The 16,035-nt window shown below is 65.4% G+C and carries 15 protein-coding genes and 1 pseudogene; 3 read left to right on the top strand and 13 right to left on the bottom strand.

Going from position 1 to position 16,035, the window contains the following annotated elements; all coding sequences use genetic code 11:
• Window positions 1–108: 108 nt before the first annotated feature.
• The 8 genes and pseudogenes from EBE87_RS25630 to EBE87_RS25595 all read right to left on the bottom strand — a co-directional run bounded on the left by EBE87_RS25630 (window position 109) and on the right by EBE87_RS25595 (window position 8,442).
• A complete protein-coding gene (locus tag EBE87_RS25630; protein ID WP_120640254.1) occupies window positions 109–1,482 on the bottom strand; it encodes a flavin-containing monooxygenase in 1,374 nt (457 codons plus the stop codon).
• Complete coding sequence (locus tag EBE87_RS25625; RefSeq protein ID WP_120640253.1) at window positions 1,475–2,431, bottom strand: NAD-dependent epimerase/dehydratase family protein; 957 nt, start codon at window positions 2,429–2,431, stop codon at window positions 1,475–1,477. Before EBE87_RS25625 ends, EBE87_RS25630 begins: the two co-directional genes overlap by 8 nt.
• A gap of 86 nt (window positions 2,432–2,517) precedes the next feature.
• On the bottom strand, window positions 2,518–3,714 hold the full coding sequence (locus tag EBE87_RS25620) for an ABC transporter substrate-binding protein (protein ID WP_120640252.1): 1,197 nt from the start codon (window positions 3,712–3,714) through the stop codon (window positions 2,518–2,520).
• 189 nt (window positions 3,715–3,903) lie between these two features.
• Window positions 3,904–4,509: a TetR family transcriptional regulator gene (locus EBE87_RS25615; protein ID WP_120640251.1), complete on the bottom strand. Its 606-nt coding sequence runs from the start codon at window positions 4,507–4,509 to the stop codon at window positions 3,904–3,906.
• Between the two features lie 104 nt (window positions 4,510–4,613).
• A pseudogene (locus EBE87_RS30570) lies at window positions 4,614–4,754 on the bottom strand (transposase); the annotation flags it as partial.
• Between the two features lie 427 nt (window positions 4,755–5,181).
• Window positions 5,182–6,222 carry a Bug family tripartite tricarboxylate transporter substrate binding protein gene (locus tag EBE87_RS25605; RefSeq protein ID WP_120640249.1) on the bottom strand — a complete coding sequence of 347 codons (1,041 nt, stop codon included), beginning with the start codon at window positions 6,220–6,222 and terminating at the stop codon, window positions 5,182–5,184.
• Between the two features lie 79 nt (window positions 6,223–6,301).
• Window positions 6,302–7,288 (bottom strand): Bug family tripartite tricarboxylate transporter substrate binding protein, encoded by a 987-nt coding sequence (locus EBE87_RS25600; protein WP_120640248.1) that lies wholly within the window; start codon window positions 7,286–7,288, stop codon window positions 6,302–6,304.
• 20 nt (window positions 7,289–7,308) lie between these two features.
• Window positions 7,309–8,442: a mandelate racemase/muconate lactonizing enzyme family protein gene (locus tag EBE87_RS25595; RefSeq protein ID WP_233553386.1), complete on the bottom strand. Its 1,134-nt coding sequence runs from the start codon at window positions 8,440–8,442 to the stop codon at window positions 7,309–7,311.
• A 147-nt stretch (window positions 8,443–8,589) separates the two neighbouring features.
• Here EBE87_RS25595 and EBE87_RS25590 point away from each other — a divergent pair, with 147 nt between their 5' ends.
• Window positions 8,590–9,471 (top strand): LysR family transcriptional regulator, encoded by an 882-nt coding sequence (locus tag EBE87_RS25590; RefSeq protein ID WP_120640246.1) that lies wholly within the window; start codon window positions 8,590–8,592, stop codon window positions 9,469–9,471.
• A 309-nt stretch (window positions 9,472–9,780) separates the two neighbouring features.
• Here EBE87_RS25590 and EBE87_RS25585 read toward each other — a convergent pair whose 3' ends face one another.
• Window positions 9,781–10,971 (bottom strand): alpha/beta fold hydrolase, encoded by a 1,191-nt coding sequence (locus tag EBE87_RS25585; RefSeq protein WP_199726518.1) that lies wholly within the window; start codon window positions 10,969–10,971, stop codon window positions 9,781–9,783.
• Window positions 10,971–11,978, bottom strand: coding sequence for an NAD(P)-dependent oxidoreductase (locus tag EBE87_RS25580; protein WP_120641141.1), 1,008 nt, complete (start codon window positions 11,976–11,978; stop codon window positions 10,971–10,973). Before EBE87_RS25580 ends, EBE87_RS25585 begins: the two co-directional genes overlap by 1 nt.
• Window positions 11,979–12,031: 53 nt before the next feature.
• On the opposite strand from EBE87_RS25580, the gene EBE87_RS25575 reads away from it, so the two are divergent.
• A complete protein-coding gene (locus tag EBE87_RS25575; RefSeq protein ID WP_199708171.1) occupies window positions 12,032–12,688 on the top strand; it encodes a TetR/AcrR family transcriptional regulator in 657 nt (218 codons plus the stop codon).
• Between the two features lie 453 nt (window positions 12,689–13,141).
• Here EBE87_RS25575 and EBE87_RS25570 read toward each other — a convergent pair whose 3' ends face one another.
• The gene (locus EBE87_RS25570) at window positions 13,142–13,534 is read right to left on the bottom strand and encodes a winged helix-turn-helix transcriptional regulator (protein ID WP_122140235.1); all 393 of its coding nucleotides are present in this window, start codon (window positions 13,532–13,534) and stop codon (window positions 13,142–13,144) included.
• A gap of 83 nt (window positions 13,535–13,617) precedes the next feature.
• Here EBE87_RS25570 and EBE87_RS25565 point away from each other — a divergent pair, with 83 nt between their 5' ends.
• Complete coding sequence (locus EBE87_RS25565; RefSeq protein WP_122140234.1) at window positions 13,618–14,349, top strand: SDR family NAD(P)-dependent oxidoreductase; 732 nt, start codon at window positions 13,618–13,620, stop codon at window positions 14,347–14,349.
• A gap of 346 nt (window positions 14,350–14,695) precedes the next feature.
• Here the strand turns inward: EBE87_RS25565 and EBE87_RS25560 are convergent, their stop codons facing one another.
• Both EBE87_RS25560 and EBE87_RS25555 read right to left on the bottom strand, forming a co-directional pair.
• Window positions 14,696–15,505, bottom strand: coding sequence for a hypothetical protein (locus EBE87_RS25560; RefSeq protein WP_122140233.1), 810 nt, complete (start codon window positions 15,503–15,505; stop codon window positions 14,696–14,698).
• 8 nt (window positions 15,506–15,513) lie between these two features.
• Window positions 15,514–16,035 (bottom strand): ABA4-like family protein (locus EBE87_RS25555; protein WP_122140232.1); only part of this gene is annotated, 522 nt, incomplete at its 5' end.

Genomic DNA, 16,035 nt, shown 5'->3' with positions numbered 1-16,035 from the left:
CACGGACGCCTCCTCTGAGTGGTGTTCAACACCTCCACTCTGGCACACCGATGCCGTCGGGGGGCGTCCACCCCATCAGAACCCACTGGATGAACCTGGATTCCATCGTCAAGTTGGGCCGGCGGGCAGCTTGCCTAGGCGGCTCACCTTTGAGTAGGTGGGCAGGATGTCCTTGCGCATCTGCCGGACATAGCTCGCATAATCGACTTCCAGCGCGTAGCGAGCGGAATGAACGTAGGTTGCGCGCTGGCGAGCCCTGTGGTCTTCGATTTCGGCCTGCATGCTTGTGGCATCGGGAAGAGCCAGGCATCCGGAGAGCAGGGCAGCCAGCCACTGGCCCTGAACCTCCACCAGCGGGATGGTAGGGCCGATGGGCTGCACCAGCCCGGCGAAGTAGAGGCCGGGATGCGTCGGTGATACCATCCGCCGGTAGAGGGCGGGCGCTTCCGTTCCTACCTGAAACAACGACGGATCCAGAAAAGGAAAACTGCTGCGGTAGCCTGTCGCATAGATGATGGAGTCCAGCTGCTGAGTGGTGCCATCAACATAATGGACCGTGTCGCCGTCCAGCCTACTGATATCGGGGCAGATCCTAATCCAGCCATGCCCGATATAAGGCAGCAGCTCCTGGCTCAGCGTGGCATGTTCCCGCCACATCGGGTGTTCGGGCCGGCGCAGGCCAAAGCGGCGTTGATCGCCGAGGCCGAGGCGGACCAGTCGTGCCATGATCATACGGGTCAGCCGGGTCGGAAGCCGCAGGCGGCGCGACAGGAAACCGGACCATCGGTCAACCGGCACACCCATCAGGTACTTCGGCATGATCCAGGCGCTGCGCCGCGTGGAAATGGTGACGCTGCGTGCCCGCCGGCATAGATCCACGGCGATATCGACAGCCGAGTTACCCAGCCCGACCACCAGCACATCCTGACCTTCAAAAGGGGCAGCGGTGCGGTAATGGTGGGAATGCACCTGTTCGCCACTGAACCGGCCAGGGAAGGCAGGCCAGCGCGGATCCCAAAGATGCCCGTTGGCGATGATCACGGCGCGGTAGAGACGGCTTTCCCCATTCTCCAGCCGTACTCGCCAGCGACCTACACCTACTGGCTCCACCGCGTTCACCGCGGCATTGAACGTGACATGGGGGCGGACGCCGAAGTGGTCGGCGTAGGCTTCGAGGTGGTTCAGGAACTGCCGGTGCGACAGGAAATCCGGCAGATGGCCGGGGATCGGGAAATCGGAGTAACCGAGATTGTCGCGGCTGGTGTCGATATGCAGGCTCTCATACGCGGACGACAGGCCATTGTCGTTCTGGTAGCGCCACATACCGCCGATATCGGAACCCTTCTCGAAGCAATCGAAGCTAAGCCCCGCCTGCTTTAAGGCCTTGGCAACGGTGACACCCGAGGAGCCGGCACCGATGATGCAGATCTCCGCCGTCGATGTCGTAAGCTCCGCCGGCCTCAGCGCTGCTGCGTCATCCATGGTCGGCGCTCTCGGTCAGATACTCGGCAATGATCGTGTCTAGGTCGGGATCTGAACAGATTTCCAATTTCTCCGCTGCCGTCGAGGCAAAGCGCCGTGGCCACGCATCGACGATGCTCTGCGTCACGGCATCGGGCGCAAAGCGGATATGCCTAGTGGCTTCCGGTCCAGCGTGGCGCGCCACAGCCTCCACCATCTCTGTGACGCTGACGGTCAAGGCAGGGAGATTCATCACGCGGCCGGGCGGCAGGGCTGCGGCCGGAAGATCGTGCAGCCTGATCAGGGCGGCCACCACGGCGCCTGCGGAGGCGACAGGCATGCGCGTCTCGGGCGCCAGCAAGCAGGCCACGTCCCGCCCGGCCAGCGGCTCCCGCAGGATGGCTGCGACCTGATCGGAAACAGCGGGGCTAGGTGCGCCGGGTCGGATCAGCACAATCGGCAGGCGCAAGGCACGGCCATCGATGTCGCCGCGCCGGCTATGGTCCGCTAGCAGCAGTTCGGCAATGGCCTTGTGTGTGCCATAGGTTGTCTCTGGCGAGGGGCGGACGCAATCATCCACCGTCTCCGGCAACTTGCCGCCGAAGACCGCAATGGAACTGGCGAAGACAATCCGCGGCCGCCCCGGGCCGGCAATCATCCGGCGCAGCGGCGCAATATTGGTGGCAAAGGCGGCTTCGGCATCGCGCTCGGCTTCCAGGGTCAAGCTGGCCGCCAGATGAAAAATGCTGTCGAAGCCCTGGCGCACCAAGTGGCTCATGAATTCAGGATCCGACAGATCGCCATATTCGGACTGCACCGGCAGGGTTTGTCTTGCCGGTGGAGCAACCGGGCTAAGGTCTGCGAGATGCAAGGCGGTGATAGGCGCTTCAGCCAATCGCCCCCGGCGCAACAGCGCAGTGGTCAGGCGGCGGCCGAGGAAGCCGCCCGCTCCAGTGATCAGGACACGCATTAGCTGCGATTCAATCTGGAAGGATCATCGATCATCATCAGCAATTCCTCATGCCATCAGGTGCAGCGGAGCCAGGCGTGCAGGAGCTACTTCGTCACGAGCGGGCAGTCGCTTCCTTCCAGCGGCCGGAACGCGGCGTCGCCAGGAATGGTGGCCTGCAGCTTGTAGAGATCCCACTGACTCCTTGATTCCGCTGGCGTCTTCACCTCGAACAGATACATGTCGTGGATAGCGCGGCCGTCCTGGCGGATGGTGCCTTTGCCGAACAGTGCGTCCTCGCTCGGATTGGCCTTCATCCAGGCGACGACCTCCGCCGCATCTGCCGAGCCCGTGGCAGCGACACCCTTCATGTAATGGACCAGGCTCGCATAGACGCCTGCTTGGATCATGGTTGGCATACGGCCCTGATGCCGCTCCGCGAAGCGGCGAGCGAAGTCGCGCGTGCCGTCATTCATGTCCCAATAGAAAGCTTCAGTCAGCAGCAGGCCTTGCGCCGCCTCCAGCCCCAGGGCGCGGATTTCGGTGATGAAGAGCAACAGCGCAGCCAGCTTGGTGCCGCGCCGGCCCACGCCGAACTCGCCAGCCTGCTTGACGGCATTGGCGGCATCACCGCCGGCATTGGCGAAGCCGATCACCTTGGAACGGGAGCCCTGTGCCTGCAGTAGGAAGGAGGAATAGTCGGCGGTTGGGAAGGGAGTGCGGACAGCACCGAGAACACGGCCGCCTTCCTTGAGCACCCGCTCCCGCGCCTCCCGCTCCATGGCATGGCCGAAGGCATAATCGGCGGTCAGGAAGAACCAACTGTCGCCGCCTTGGCGCGTCACGGCCGCCGCCGTGCCGCTGGCCTGCGAATAGGTATCGTAGGTCCAGTGCACTGTATAGGGGGAGCATTGCGCACCTGTCAGGTCCGCGGTCGCCGCGCCGGAATTGATATGGGCACGCCTCTTTTCCCGCGCGATCTGGTTCACCGCCAGTGCCACGGAGGAGGTGGTGACATCGAAGATAGCCTGCACGCCTTCTGTGTCATACCAGCGCCGGGCGGTGGCAGCGCCGACATCCGCTTTATTCTGGTGATCGGCGGAGACCACCTCCACCTTCAACCCCAGCTTCGAGGCGTAGTCGGCGATGGCGAATTCGGCAGCGGTAACTGATCCCTGGCCGGCGGCATCGGCGTAGACGCCTGACATATCGGTCAGCACGCCGATCTTCAGCGGTGTTTCCGCAGCGGATGCCCCGCTAGCTATGCCGCCGCAGAGCAGCAGCATGGAGAGGTTCCTGAACATGATTGCGCTCCCGGTATCATTTCATTGCTGCGGTGCCGCACCGGAGATGGCGGCAGATCGCTTTGCCCCCTCCGCCCGGCCATCACCCACTACCGGAGAGCGCGGCAAGCGCCCAAAACGGTCCGGCTTCGACATCCTACCGAGTATGTTTTAAAATGGGCAAGCCTGATCGAGAGCTTGGCGGCTCTTTCAGCTTCGCCTCTGCAGCCCGTTGATCAATGTCCGCACCATAGCCGCCGCCAGCGCTGCCCGGCTGCTTGGGCCGGCATCTGCCTCCGGCCGGTACCAGATCAGCGACCATTGCAGTGCCCCCAGCATCGTCTTGACGGCGACGGAGACATCCAATTCTGCCATGGAACCGTCGCGGCGGGCCGCTTCGGCCTGCTGTTTGAACAGGGACTCGAACTGATCCCGGCTGGCGATCAGCTCATCCAGCACCTGGCGCTGGGCAGGCGTCAGCGCGCCAAAGCGATGCAGTTGCACACCCTGCACGACAACGCTTTCGAAGTCATAATTGTCCATGAGTGCCAGGGCATGGGCATGCAGCATGGCCGCCAATACGGTCAGCCCATCGCCGGGTGCCTGCATAGCAGGCTCCACGGCTCTGAAAAGACGCGCCATGCCTTCCCGGTGTACGTCGAAAAAGAGATCAATCTTGGCAGGATAGTGGTGGTAGATCCGCCCCTTGGTCGCGCCCAGTCGGCGGGCGACATCGTCGATGGTTGTGGTATGAAAGCCCTGCTCCATGAAGCAGGCCGCAGCGGCGACGAGGATCTGTTGCTTGCTCGATGTCATGCCTGCTGTCAGTCTGAGAGCGAGATGGTACGAACCGCCACATTTACTGCCTCCACGCTTCTGCGGAAGAGCAGATCTGGACTTGCTTCGATTTACAGCGCCTTTCAAAACTTACTCTGAAGTGCGTTGAGGCAGATGAGGGAGCAGGCGAGCGCGGTGAGGGCATGGTGGATGTCGAGCCTGCGCTCGTAGCGGATGGCGAGGCGGCGGAAGCGGTTGATCCAGGCAAATGTGCGCTCGATAACCGTTGCACCCGGTGTCACATGGTTAGCTGAGCGCGGAATGCCGCAATGCGGTTCACGACCGGGTCTGGCCGAGAGCGGCACGGCAGCTGTCGGCGGGCACCAGAGAAAGAAAGCGGAACTCCGGCACCAGAAGTCACAACCTGCTCGCCTCTATAGGTGACGATGCGCGTGTGAAGGTTTAACGCTCACAGCGCTGATGAGCTTCGAGGTGGCCTGCATTGCCTGCTTGGTTCCACTTTAAGTCTCACTGCGGCGGGAGACGTGCTGGACGCCTCCTATGAGATGTTTGGCGGACAAGGGCTGAACTGGCCGCTGCGTCTTGGCGTAAGCTGGCGAGGACGCGATGCCGCTGCAGATAGGAGATCGAGCGCCGCTGAGGCGCATGGGCCAAGTGGTAGCGGCGGGCGACCTGCCTACTTTGCGGTAGTCAGCCGGGCGTGATGTTTCCAGCTTGCACCACCTGGCGCCAGCGCGCGATCTCCTGGCGCTGGAAGGCGGTGAATTCCTCCGGCTTGCTGGCCACGACCTCGAAGCCGATCTCCGCCATGCGGCGCATCACGTCAGCGGAGCGCAGCGCGGCGGCGGCCGAGGCATGGATCTTGGCCAACAGGGCAGGCGCCATGCCGGCAGGTGCGCCGAAGGCCTGCCAGGAATAGATCACGAAGTCGCTGAGGCCTGCCTCCGCCGCCGTCGGCACGGTGGGCAAAAGGGTGCTGCGGCTCTCGGCCGTGATCAGGATCGGCTTCACCCGGCCATCTTGGATCTGCGGCAGGATGGAGCCGAGATTCTGAAAGGACATCTGCACGGTGCCGCCGATCAGGTCCGTGGTCGCCGGCGCGCCACCGGAGTATGGCACATGGGCGACGTCGGTGCCGGTGACCTGCTTGAACATTTCGGCCGTCAGGTGGTCGGATGAGCCGATGCCGGACGAGGAATAGGAGGCGCGGTTCTCCTTCAGCCAGGCCACCAGGCTCTTCAGGTCGTTCGCCGGCACCTGGCGCGGGTTCACGACCAGCACATTCGGCGTGCGGACCGTCTGCATGATGCCGGTCAACTGCCCCACCGGGTCGTAGCCGAGGTTGGGCCGCAGCGCGACGTTGATCGCCCAGGTGGAGATCGGCGCGTGCATCAGCGTGTACCCGTCCGGCGCGCTGCGGATCACGCCCCGTGCCCCGAGTTCGCCCGTGGCGCCCGGGCGGTTCTCCACAACGATGGGCTTGCCGGTGGAGGAGGCCATCGCCCCCGCCATGGCACGTCCCACAATGTCGGAGGACGAGCCGGGCGCGAAGGGCACGATGATGGTCACGGTGCGCGCGGGCCAGCCGGCGGCATCCTGCGCCCACGCCTGACCGGAGAGCAGGGCCGGCGCGGCCAGCAGCGGCAGCAGCGCCCGGCGACCCAGGAGGGTCTCGCCACTCGCCGCGCCACGATCCTTCGCTGGGCCAGGCGGCGGTTTGTGCTTGCTCATGGTGTTCCTCCTTTTTTCGACTGACCCATCCTGCACGGGCGAGCGCCGGACCTCCACTGCATCCGGCCGCGCGGCGCCGCTATTCCAGTGTGATGCCGAGGTCGCGCGTCACCTGCCCCCACTTGGCGATTTCCGCGTCGATGAAGCGGGCGTAGTCGGCGGGGCCACGATCACCCGGGATGTAGCCGCCGGCGGCGAAGCGCTCGCGGATCTGCGGGTCCCGCAACGCGTTCGCGACCGCCGCAGCGAGCTTCTCCGTGATCTCCGGCGGCAGGCCGGCGGGCGCTGAGAGCCCAATCCAGCCGGACGCGGAGAAGCCGGGAAAGCCGCTCTCCGCCACCGTTGGCGCATCGGGATAGAGGGCGTTGCGCGCCTCGCTGGTCACGGCCAGGACGCGCAGGCGGCCGGCCCGAACATGTGGCAGCGGAACATCCACGTTGATCATGACCAGCGGCACCTGCCCAGCGATGACGTCCGTGATGGCTGGGGCCGCGCCGCGATAGGGGACATGCATCAGCTCGATCGCGGCGGCGCGGGCCAGCATGGCCATGGCCAGGTGGCCGGAGGAGCCGCTGCCCGGGCTGGCGAAGCTGATGCTCCCCGGCTTCTCCTTCGCCATGCGGATCAGATCGGCCAGACTGCGCGCCGGGAAGTCCTCGGTCACGACCAGGGCGTTTGGTACGGTCGCGAACTGCGCGACGTGGTTGAAGCTCGTGCGCGAGTCATAAGGCATCTGCCGGTACAGGCCGTGGTTCATCGCGTTCTGGCCGTTGCCAGAGACCAGCAGCGTGTAGCCATCCGGCGCCGCGCGGGCGACCTGGCCGGCGCCAATATTGCCGTTGGCGCCCGGGCGGTTTTCCACCACAACGGGCTGCCCCAGACTGGCGCTCAACTGCTGCGCCACCAGGCGCGCGACCACGTCGTTGCTGCCGCCCGGCGGAAAGGGCACCACCAGGGTGACCGGGCGCTGCGGCCATGCCGGTGCCCCGGCGGCCGCAGCCACGCGTGCCGTGCCCGCAAGGGCTAGGATGCCGGCTAAGGCCGTGCGTCGAGTGATGTTCTTCATTGTTCCCTCCCCCCGCCATATCAGGCGTTGCATCGCCAAGTCTCAGTGACCCAAGGCGCCAGCCGCTCTGCCTGGAGATCCAACCCTGTTCCGGGCGCCACGGGCACTTCCATGGTGCCGTCTGGCCTGACCGGCAGGGCGCCGGCCACGTCGAGCAACGGGTTCACCGAGGCGTCATACTCGATCCAGGGATAGGCGCTGGCGCCACCGCGGCGGGCCGGCACCAGCGCCGCCGCCTGCAGCGCTGCGCGCATGTTGACCACGGTGCCGAAGACATGTGGCATCACCGGCAGGTCGTAGGCGGCGGCCAGAGCCGCGATACGCAGGAACCCGGTGTAGCCGCCGCAGACTGTCAGGTCCGGCTGCAGGACGGACATCGCCCCAGCCGCTAGCACATCGCGGAAGGCCGCCAGGCTGCCCAGCGCCTCCCCGCCCGCGATCGCCGTGGGCACTGCGGCGGAGATCGCGGCATAGCCTGGGATGTCCTCTGCCTGCACCGGCTCCTCAATCCAGAGTAGATCGGCTTCCTCCATCCGCCGGGCGGATTCGATGGCGGCGCGCGCCGTGTAGCCCTGGTTAATGTCCACCATGATGGCCACATCCGGACCCACCTGGCGGCGCATGGCCAGGGCCATGGCCCCATCCGCCCGGGGCGAGACGCCGGCACGCGGCTTCACGGCCCGGAAGCCGCGGCGGAGAATGGCATCGACCTCTGCCTGGTAATGCCCGTAGGGGTCGGCGGCCTCCGTGATGAAGGGGGCGCTGGCATAGGCGGGCAACACGCCGCGCAGCGCGCCACCCAGCATCTCCGCCACACTGGTGCCCCGGTCCTGCGCCGCGAGGTCGTGCAGCGCCATGTCCAGCGCGGAGATCGCCATCATGCCAGGGCCGCGCCGGTCATAGCCTAGCGTGCCCAGCATCACCTCATACAGCCGGCCGTGGTGGTGCGGGGAGGCGCCCAGCACGAGACCGCTGAGCCGTGTGCGGACCAGCGCCGCTGCCGCCGCAGGCGAGGAGAACACCTCCCCCCAGCCGCGCGCGCCGGTATCTGCCACCAGCTCCACTAGCATGAAGTCGCGCCGGCGGATCATGGTACGGGCATTGCCGATCGCCGGCGCCGGCGCGAAGCCGAGTTGGTAGCCGCGGATTTCCACTACCTTCAAGGCGCGCTCCTTCCCTGTCCTGAGCTCTCGAGGCCCACCCCTGGTGAAGGGGGCCGGCTCGGCCTGTTGAGGAAAGATTGTCGTGCGCAGATCAATGTGTGCAAATGCCGAAATGCGCAGAGATCATGTCCGCTGGTTATGACCTTCGACCTCCGGGAGATGGAGGTGTTTCGCCGGGTGATGGAGCTGGGCAGCGTCACTGCGGCTGCGGCGGCGCTCAACATCTCCCAGCCCGCCGTGACCCGGATGCTGCAGAAGACGGAGCAGCGCCTGGGTTTCGCCCTCTTTGTCCGGGAAAAGCGCCGGCTGCGCCCGACAGCGGAGGCGCAGATCATGTTTCCCGACACGCTCGGCGCCTTTAGCGCGATCGAGCAGGTTCAGCGTCTGGCCGGGGAACTGCGGGAAGGAAGGGCGGGCATCCTGGCCATCGCCACGATCCCTGCCCTGGCCGCCTCGATCCTGCCGGATGCCGTCCAGCGCTTCCGCGCGAAGCGGCCGGAGGCCTCGGTCACCCTGCAGACCTTCGGGGCGCACGAGGTCATCCAGCGCGTCGCCTCCCACAGGGACGACCTCGGCTTCATCATCGGGCCGGTGGGCAACGACGCAGTGCTGGTGACGGACCTCCGGATGAGCGAGCTGACTTGTGTGCTGCCGCCAGCGCATCCGCTGGCTAGCCGCCCGGGCATCGGCCCCGCGGAACTGGCGGGCGTACCAATCATCTGTCCGGGCCGCCACCTTGTGTTGGGCGACCATTTGGCGCGCGCCTTCGCCGAAGCCAACGTGCCGTTCCAGATCGCGGTGGAGGTGTCACATACCGAGGCCGCGTGTGCCCTGGTCAGGGCGGGAACGGGCGTCGGGATCATCAGCGGCTTCGGCTTCATGGGCGCGCGAGCGACCGACCTGGTCGGTCGGCCCTTTCGCCCTGCCATTGTCAGCACGGCCCGCTTGCTGCGCGCGCGGCTGAGACCTCTGTCACGGCTGGCCCAGACCTTTGTGGAGGGCCTGGAGGCAGCTAGCTGAGGCCAGGTTGGCAGGCACTATTGCTTCAGGAACGGCAGCAGACACCTCCGCACTCCTGCCGATTCTTCGAGCGGGGGCCTGGAATTGCGAGGCGCTACCGAGCAAAAGTGACCGATAGCCGCCTGTCTGCTCTCCGACGTAGCAGGAGGGAAAGCAGATGTGACTTTGCGGTTACAGCCCTATATTAGCCTGTTCCAGCGGCGGCCTGAAGGGCCTGGGGGCGGTCGTTGGTTGACCGGCGCATCGTGCCAACTTCGGCGTAATCCCTCCCCAGGTGTCAGGCCCCACCTGGCCAGCCGACTGCCGCGGCTATTTCGATGGGAAGCGCCTCCTGAGCCAGGAGACGGCAAGCCGGTTCAGTTCCTCCGGCTTCTCTTCGGGCGTCCAGTGCCAACAATCCGCAACGGTGTGCTTCTCGAGGTCCGGCACATAGGCGTCCATGCCGTCCGCCATGCTCGGCCTGAGAACCACATCATGGGCCGCCGACACCATCAGGGATGGCACGCGAACGGTCTGATCGACACCGAGGCCCGCCTTCCAGTTCCTCGACAGGTTGCGGTACCAGTTGATGGCGGGAGTGAAGCCGGTGCGCTCGAAGTTGCTGGCGTAGAAGTCCAGTTCCTGCGTGGTCAGCACGTCCTCTCCCGGGAGTCTCTCCGGCAGCGGCTTGCCGTAGTACTCCATGTTCGCCACCTCCGGCGGCAGTTTGTTCCAGTCCGCAGATGTGATGAGACCCTTGCGGTATGCGTTCCGCAGCGCACCGCGCGGATCCCGGTCCATCGCATTGTCGGCTACTCTGCCATCCTGGAACATCAGAACGTACATGTCCGGGCTGTAGACCCGGCGCATCTGGGAGACTGGATCGACCTTTGGATCAGCGGCGAAGGTCTGGCCTCGGGGCTGAGCGGCCTCGACGAGATCGGGGTGCAGCCACAGCATCCAGTGCGGGGTGTGCGGCGTGTTGACCCCGATCACCCCAGCAACGCGTCCGGCATGGAGAAGCGCCATCTGCCAGGCAAGCAGTCCTCCCCAGTCGTGCCCCATAAAGATCGCCTTCTCGATGCCCAGCGTGTCGAGCAGGCCGACGAGGTCTCCCGTCAGATGAGCGATGTCGTAATCCTCGATGGCCTTTGGGGCGTCGCTTCTCCCGTAGCCGCGCAGATCGGGAACGATGACGCGGTAACCCGCCGCGGCAAGGGCCGGGATCTGATGACGCCACGTGAACGCCAGCCCCGGAAAACCATGCAGCAGAACGACGGCCGGGCCGGAGCCCGCCTCGTGGACGGCCAGGTTGATGTTGTTGGTCTTGACCATGCGCATGCCCGGCATGGCCGCCCCTTGCGCGGAGGCGGGCAGGACGGAGGTCACGGCGGCCGCGACGGAGCCGACGAGCAATGCTCTACCAGAAAGGCGGGCTGTGCCTTTTCTGTCATCAGGATTGGCTGCGATGAGCCGGACGCCGTTCTCAGCGTCACCGAGAGGAAGCGGACCCGTGTGCATCACCGTGCCCCCAGCGTCAGGATCTCGCCGCCGATCTGCTCGAGCCGCGTGAAGTAAGCGGTGGGATGGAGCAGCTGGTAGGGGAAGTAGAGGCCAGTTGGCGTCGCGGGGTGGCCGTCGAGGCCAAGGAGGCGTTCGAGGATCATGGCGACCCCGAGCCCCGTCAGCGGCGCCGAACCCTCGCGATGCACGATCGCGTGGCGGGTGCGGAGCGCCAGGCCTGCATGATCCTGCCCGGCGAGTTCAATGACGATCTCCGTGGACATCGGCTCGCCGCGGCGGCGGCTGGAACTGACGCCGGTCGCGATGTTGAACTGGACGTTCGCTGCGCCGGTCGCCGTCGCCAGGCCCACGACGTCGATGGACGAAAAGCCGGAGGCCTCCATCCTGGTGCCGTCGACGGCATGGAATGTAGCCTTGGCATCCTGACCGGCGCGCCAGATGTAGCGGCCCTCGCGACGCGTCAGCGCCGCGGGTAAGGTCCTGTTCAGCCGCTCGAAGTCCTCGGCCACCGCCGGGCCGCCGGTGTCCTGCTCATCAACCAGCGCGCCAATGGCGATGTCGTCGACCCGGCTGAAGGCTTTGGCGAACTCGAGTGTGGGAACCGTCGTGGCGCCGACGAGCCATTCGTAGCCGAGGACAAGCGGCGCGGTGTGCGGCTTGTGCATGAAGGCCGCGATCTCAGGGGCGATCTCGTAGATGCCGGACGAGATGCTGAGGTGCGGGACCCCACTGGCCTGTGCGAAGCGGAGCCCGGCGAGGCTCTCGTCGGAAAACAGGACGGCGACGGCACTGACCGGACGGCCGCCAAGGCCGAGATCGGCGGCGGCCAGCTCAAGCGCCACGCCCTCTGCGTTGTCGATCCGGGCCGCAGCTTCCTGGGCCTTGGTAAGGTTGCGGCCGCCAATCAGCAACGGCAGACCGGGGTGGGCGGCGCGCAGGAACCGTGTTGTCCAGCGTCCGATGGCGCCGGAGCCGCCCATGAGCAGAATGGGAGCCGATGACATTGCCAAGCCTCCTTGCCTGGAGCTAATAACCTACTTTTAGTAGGAAACCTAACGTGGCTACCGTTGGTAGGTTCCGCAAGGCAGGCAATGGCGTGAAAAACAATGCGCAGGAGGATGACGAGCAGGTGACGCAGCGCAGGTTCTCAAAGGCCGAGCGACGGCGCCAACTGCTTGATACGGCGCTGCTGATCGTGCGGGAGGAGGGCGCGGATCGCCTGACCCTGGGGCACTTGGCTGCGCGCGCCGGTGTCTCCAAGCCGGTGGCCTATGATCACTTCGGCACGCGGTCGGGCCTGCTGATCGAGCTCTACAGGTGGATCGACATGGAGCGGGTGAACGCGTTCCGGGAGGCGATGACCACCGGTGAACGGAGCCTCGAGGAGTGCGCCAGGGTCCTGGCGGCGGCCTACATCCACTGTGCCGCTGACAAGACCGACGAGTTCCATGCAGTGGGCGCCGCTCTGGCTGGCAGCGAAGAGAAGGCCAGGGTCTTCCAGGAGCTGCTCGATAATTCTGTGCAGATGTTCGTGTCGGTGTTGCAGCCTCACAGCACCTTATCGGCAGCCGAGCTGGAGCGGCGCTGCATCGGTTTGGTCGGCGCGGGCGAGGCACTCTCAGCCGCTCTGGTGCGCGGCAACTTCAACGAGGCCGAAGCCGCCGGAGTCTTCGCGTCGTTGATCCAGGGTGGTTTGCGCTCACCTCCAAGGTGACTGGGTCATTCCGCCGAGCGTGCGTCAGCTGTAGGCCTCATGGAGTGCCAAGCTGCCCCTCCATGAAGGGCAGCAACCTGTCGGGTCTAGGTTTGGCCGGAAGCGGCATGCAGTCCAGCCTTCCAGAAGGTGTCTGCTGCTCAATGGCTCGGCGCCTTGAAGCATCGATGCTCGCTTGGCGCATCCTCGCGCTGAGGCCCGGCCTGATCGAGAGATAGATCCTGTCTGGATGCGCAGCGTCCCCACGCAATCCGTAGCCGATCCAGCCATTGAAGTGATTAGACCCCGCTTCAACAACGCCCAGCGCGGCAAGCGTCGCATCATAGAATGCTTTGGCGGCAGCAAGGTTCGGTGCAGTGTCCGAGCAAGCAGCCATTACGCGGCAGGATAAGCTCAACGGCTTGGGTCGTCGGCCCCCACACCAGTCCATTCCTGGAAAATGACCTGTAAAGCCTACTCGGCCTGCCTGGCGCGGTCATATGCAGCGCTGGCGTTATTGATCGCATCGCCATGCGCAAGTGCCCAACCGCAGAGCGCCTCGAAGGGATGACGCAGAGAGTGCCCCAGCGGCGTAATGGCGTATTCCACGCCGATCGGCGCCGTCGGCAGCACGGTCCGCGTGACCAGCCCGTTCCGCTCCAGGCGCTTCAGCGCGTCCGCGAGGGCTTTGTGGGTGATGCCATCAAGGCGCCGCTTGATCTCGTTGAAGCGCGAAGGCTTCGGGCAGAGCACCGTGAGGATCAGGATGGTCCACTTGTCCGCGATCTTGTCGAGCACCGGGCGCACCCGCGCCATGTCGGACAGGGCGCAGGAGGAGAGTGCTTCCAGGTCGGTATCATCGGCCATATCTAGGCTATCCAAATTGCGTTCTTGCTACCAGATACACTCTGTATATCTAGACCGCTATCGTTGAAGAACAGGAGACGACGATGGCGCGGATGTTGAACAAGGTTGCCCTGGTGGTGGGCGGCGCGAGCGGCATCGGCCTTGCCACCGCCGAGCGACTGGCAGCCGAGGGTGCGACGGTCTTTCTCACCGGGCGTCGTGCCGAAACGGTAGAGATGGCCGCCGCCACGATCGGCCGGAGAGCACGCGGCCTCGTCGCGGATGCCAGCGTGGCGCAAGATGTGGCGGCAGCCGTCGCCGCGGTGCGGGACACGCATGGCCGTATCGACGCACTGGTGCTCAATGCCGGGATCTCCGAACCGGCGCTGCTGGCCGAGGAGACGCCGGAGCATGTCGACCGGCACTTCCTGGTCAATGTGCGCGGCCCTGTTCTCGCCTTCCATGCGGCGGTCGGCGCCATGGACAAGGGCGGCTCGGTCGTGCTCATCGGGTCGATCGCGGACATGGCGGGCATTCCCCACTACGGCACCTATGCCGCCACCAAGGCGGCCCTGCGTTCCTACGCGCGTACCTGGACCGCGGAACTGGCGCCGCGCGGCATCCGCGTGAACGTCGTCAGCCCAGGCCCCACGGACACCGCGATGATGGCGGCCACGACGGACGAGGTGCGCGCGGTCCTGATCGGGCAGATCCCGCTCGGCCGCATGGCGCGCCCGGAGGAAGTTGCGGCGGCAGCGCTGTTTCTCCTCAGCGACGAGGCGAGCTTCATCGCGGGCGCTGAACTCTGTGTCGATGGTGGGATGCGGCAGGTCTGACCTGTTACAAGCCAGCGGAGGACACGCGCTCACGCAGCCGTCGGTCACTCGCAGACCGGCGGCCCTTCGCCCGGCGAGACCATCCAGACGCAGGGTGGATGTCCGCTTCCATGCAGCCGGTGACACTATGCGGAGGACCGGAATGGGCGCACAGCGGCCGAATGGGGCAACCGGTGACCGGCAGCCAGCCGGCACGAAGGCCGAGCGTTTATCAGCCTTAGCTTGGGTACGGATGCCACAGTTGGACAGGGGGCAGACTTGGACCGCCTACAGCTTCCAGAAGCGCAATTTCCGGCGCTACCCGACCACAGGAGTTCTCCTGCTGAACAAATCCATCAAGGTCGGACTAAACAAGCGAGATGAAAGGCTGGCCGGCGAGGGCTTGGATCAGGAGGCCTAGCGTGGCGGCAGACCACAGCAGCGCAATCACCAGAATGGCCGGAAACGCGGTCTGAGGTTTCCACGTATTGAGGGCTAATCCAAGCAGCGGCAGGCATTGTGCTGCATGGAGGCCGACGAAGTGAGCGACCCGTAGATCTCCGTCGGTGCCGGACCAGCCGAACAGTGGAAGGACCAGGCCAGCGACGCCGGTGCCTCCCACCACGGCGCCACCATTCTCTGCAATGGCCCAGCCGGTGACCAGGCCCGTGACGCCAGAGATGATCAAGCCAGTCCCGACGGCACGGCTGACAAGCTGCGGTACCCCATATACGGGGTACCGCAAGATCAGCACGCCGAGCAGGGCGGTCGAGAGCACAATGAGCGTCGCTCCGATCCCCATCAATGCGTGGATCGCCATGCCGAAGGGATCGGCCGCAAAGTGCGAAGGCAATCCGCGTGCACCTTGCAATGTGATCCAGCCAGTCTCGAACAGTGACATGGCTAGCAGAATGAGGAGGATGACCTTGACGGCCCAGGCCTGTCTCACACTCCTGTCGAGCGTACCGAGGGCCAGTGCGATGGTCAGCATGTGGACGGCCAGCGACAACTGGAACTTGAGCGGTTTGAGCCAAACAGGAACAGCGGTGATGGTCCGGTCATCAAGCGCCAAACCGAGGAGAGTGAGCGGCGCCATGGCCAGGAAGAGGAGGCCTACCGCCACGATGTAGGGCTCGCACCGCAGCAGGGTATTGGAGAAGGCGAGGATGTTGGACATGGTTGGGTTCACCGGTCAGGCATGACGGGGCATGGGGCGCAGCAGCGCGGCGCCGGCGACAAGACAAGCAGACCGGCTGGCCCGAAGAGGAAGATCAACGGCAATGCAGGAAGCAGCAGCCACCGCGTGAGCCCGTGGCGGTCCACTTCATCCGCAATCCAGCCGCCGGCGAGGAGGTCAAAGGCGAGGTAGTGCACCCAGCCTGCCAGCAGCATGCGTGCGTCCTGGAAAAGGCGCGCAACGCCGCCGAGGGTGTCGTACCTGCCTTCCGAACCTGGCCAAGCCACGGCGACGAGTAGCGCGTACAGGAGAGATAGGAAGACCGGCACGGTGCGTCCGGCGATGCCAATCCTCAGCCAAGCCTGGCCTGTCAGGATACCGAGGGACAGGGCTGCCCAGCCGGCCAAGGCCACCATGTTGGCGATCCCGAACAGGGTCGCGGGGTTTATCTCGGTTATCATCTGGGGGAGGACCCGGCGACCACGCCTCTGCTGGTGAAGCTGCTGGAAGGCGATTGCCTCAGTTCGGCC

Source organism: Teichococcus wenyumeiae, from assembly GCF_003696345.1.
Lineage (GTDB): Bacteria > Pseudomonadota > Alphaproteobacteria > Acetobacterales > Acetobacteraceae > Pseudoroseomonas > Pseudoroseomonas wenyumeiae.
This window is presented reverse-complemented; position numbering and strand designations above follow the sequence as displayed.

Excerpts from the sequence above, each read along its gene's own strand:
- EBE87_RS25630 (WP_120640254.1), bottom strand. The coding sequence starts at position 1,482 with ATGGATGACGCAGCAGCGCTGAGGCCGGCGGAGCTTACGACATCGACG.
- EBE87_RS25625 (WP_120640253.1), bottom strand. The coding sequence starts at position 2,431 with ATGCGTGTCCTGATCACTGGAGCGGGCGGCTTCCTCGGCCGCCGCCTG.
- EBE87_RS25620 (WP_120640252.1), bottom strand. The coding sequence starts at position 3,714 with ATGTTCAGGAACCTCTCCATGCTGCTGCTCTGCGGCGGCATAGCTAGC.
- EBE87_RS25615 (WP_120640251.1), bottom strand. The coding sequence starts at position 4,509 with ATGACATCGAGCAAGCAACAGATCCTCGTCGCCGCTGCGGCCTGCTTC.
- EBE87_RS25605 (WP_120640249.1), bottom strand. The coding sequence starts at position 6,222 with ATGAGCAAGCACAAACCGCCGCCTGGCCCAGCGAAGGATCGTGGCGCG.
- EBE87_RS25600 (WP_120640248.1), bottom strand. The coding sequence starts at position 7,288 with ATGAAGAACATCACTCGACGCACGGCCTTAGCCGGCATCCTAGCCCTT.
- EBE87_RS25590 (WP_120640246.1), top strand. The coding sequence starts at position 8,590 with ATGACCTTCGACCTCCGGGAGATGGAGGTGTTTCGCCGGGTGATGGAG.
- EBE87_RS25585 (WP_199726518.1), bottom strand. The coding sequence starts at position 10,971 with ATGCACACGGGTCCGCTTCCTCTCGGTGACGCTGAGAACGGCGTCCGG.
- EBE87_RS25580 (WP_120641141.1), bottom strand. The coding sequence starts at position 11,978 with ATGTCATCGGCTCCCATTCTGCTCATGGGCGGCTCCGGCGCCATCGGA.
- EBE87_RS25570 (WP_122140235.1), bottom strand. The coding sequence starts at position 13,534 with ATGGCCGATGATACCGACCTGGAAGCACTCTCCTCCTGCGCCCTGTCC.
- EBE87_RS25565 (WP_122140234.1), top strand. The coding sequence starts at position 13,618 with ATGGCGCGGATGTTGAACAAGGTTGCCCTGGTGGTGGGCGGCGCGAGC.
- EBE87_RS25560 (WP_122140233.1), bottom strand. The coding sequence starts at position 15,505 with ATGTCCAACATCCTCGCCTTCTCCAATACCCTGCTGCGGTGCGAGCCC.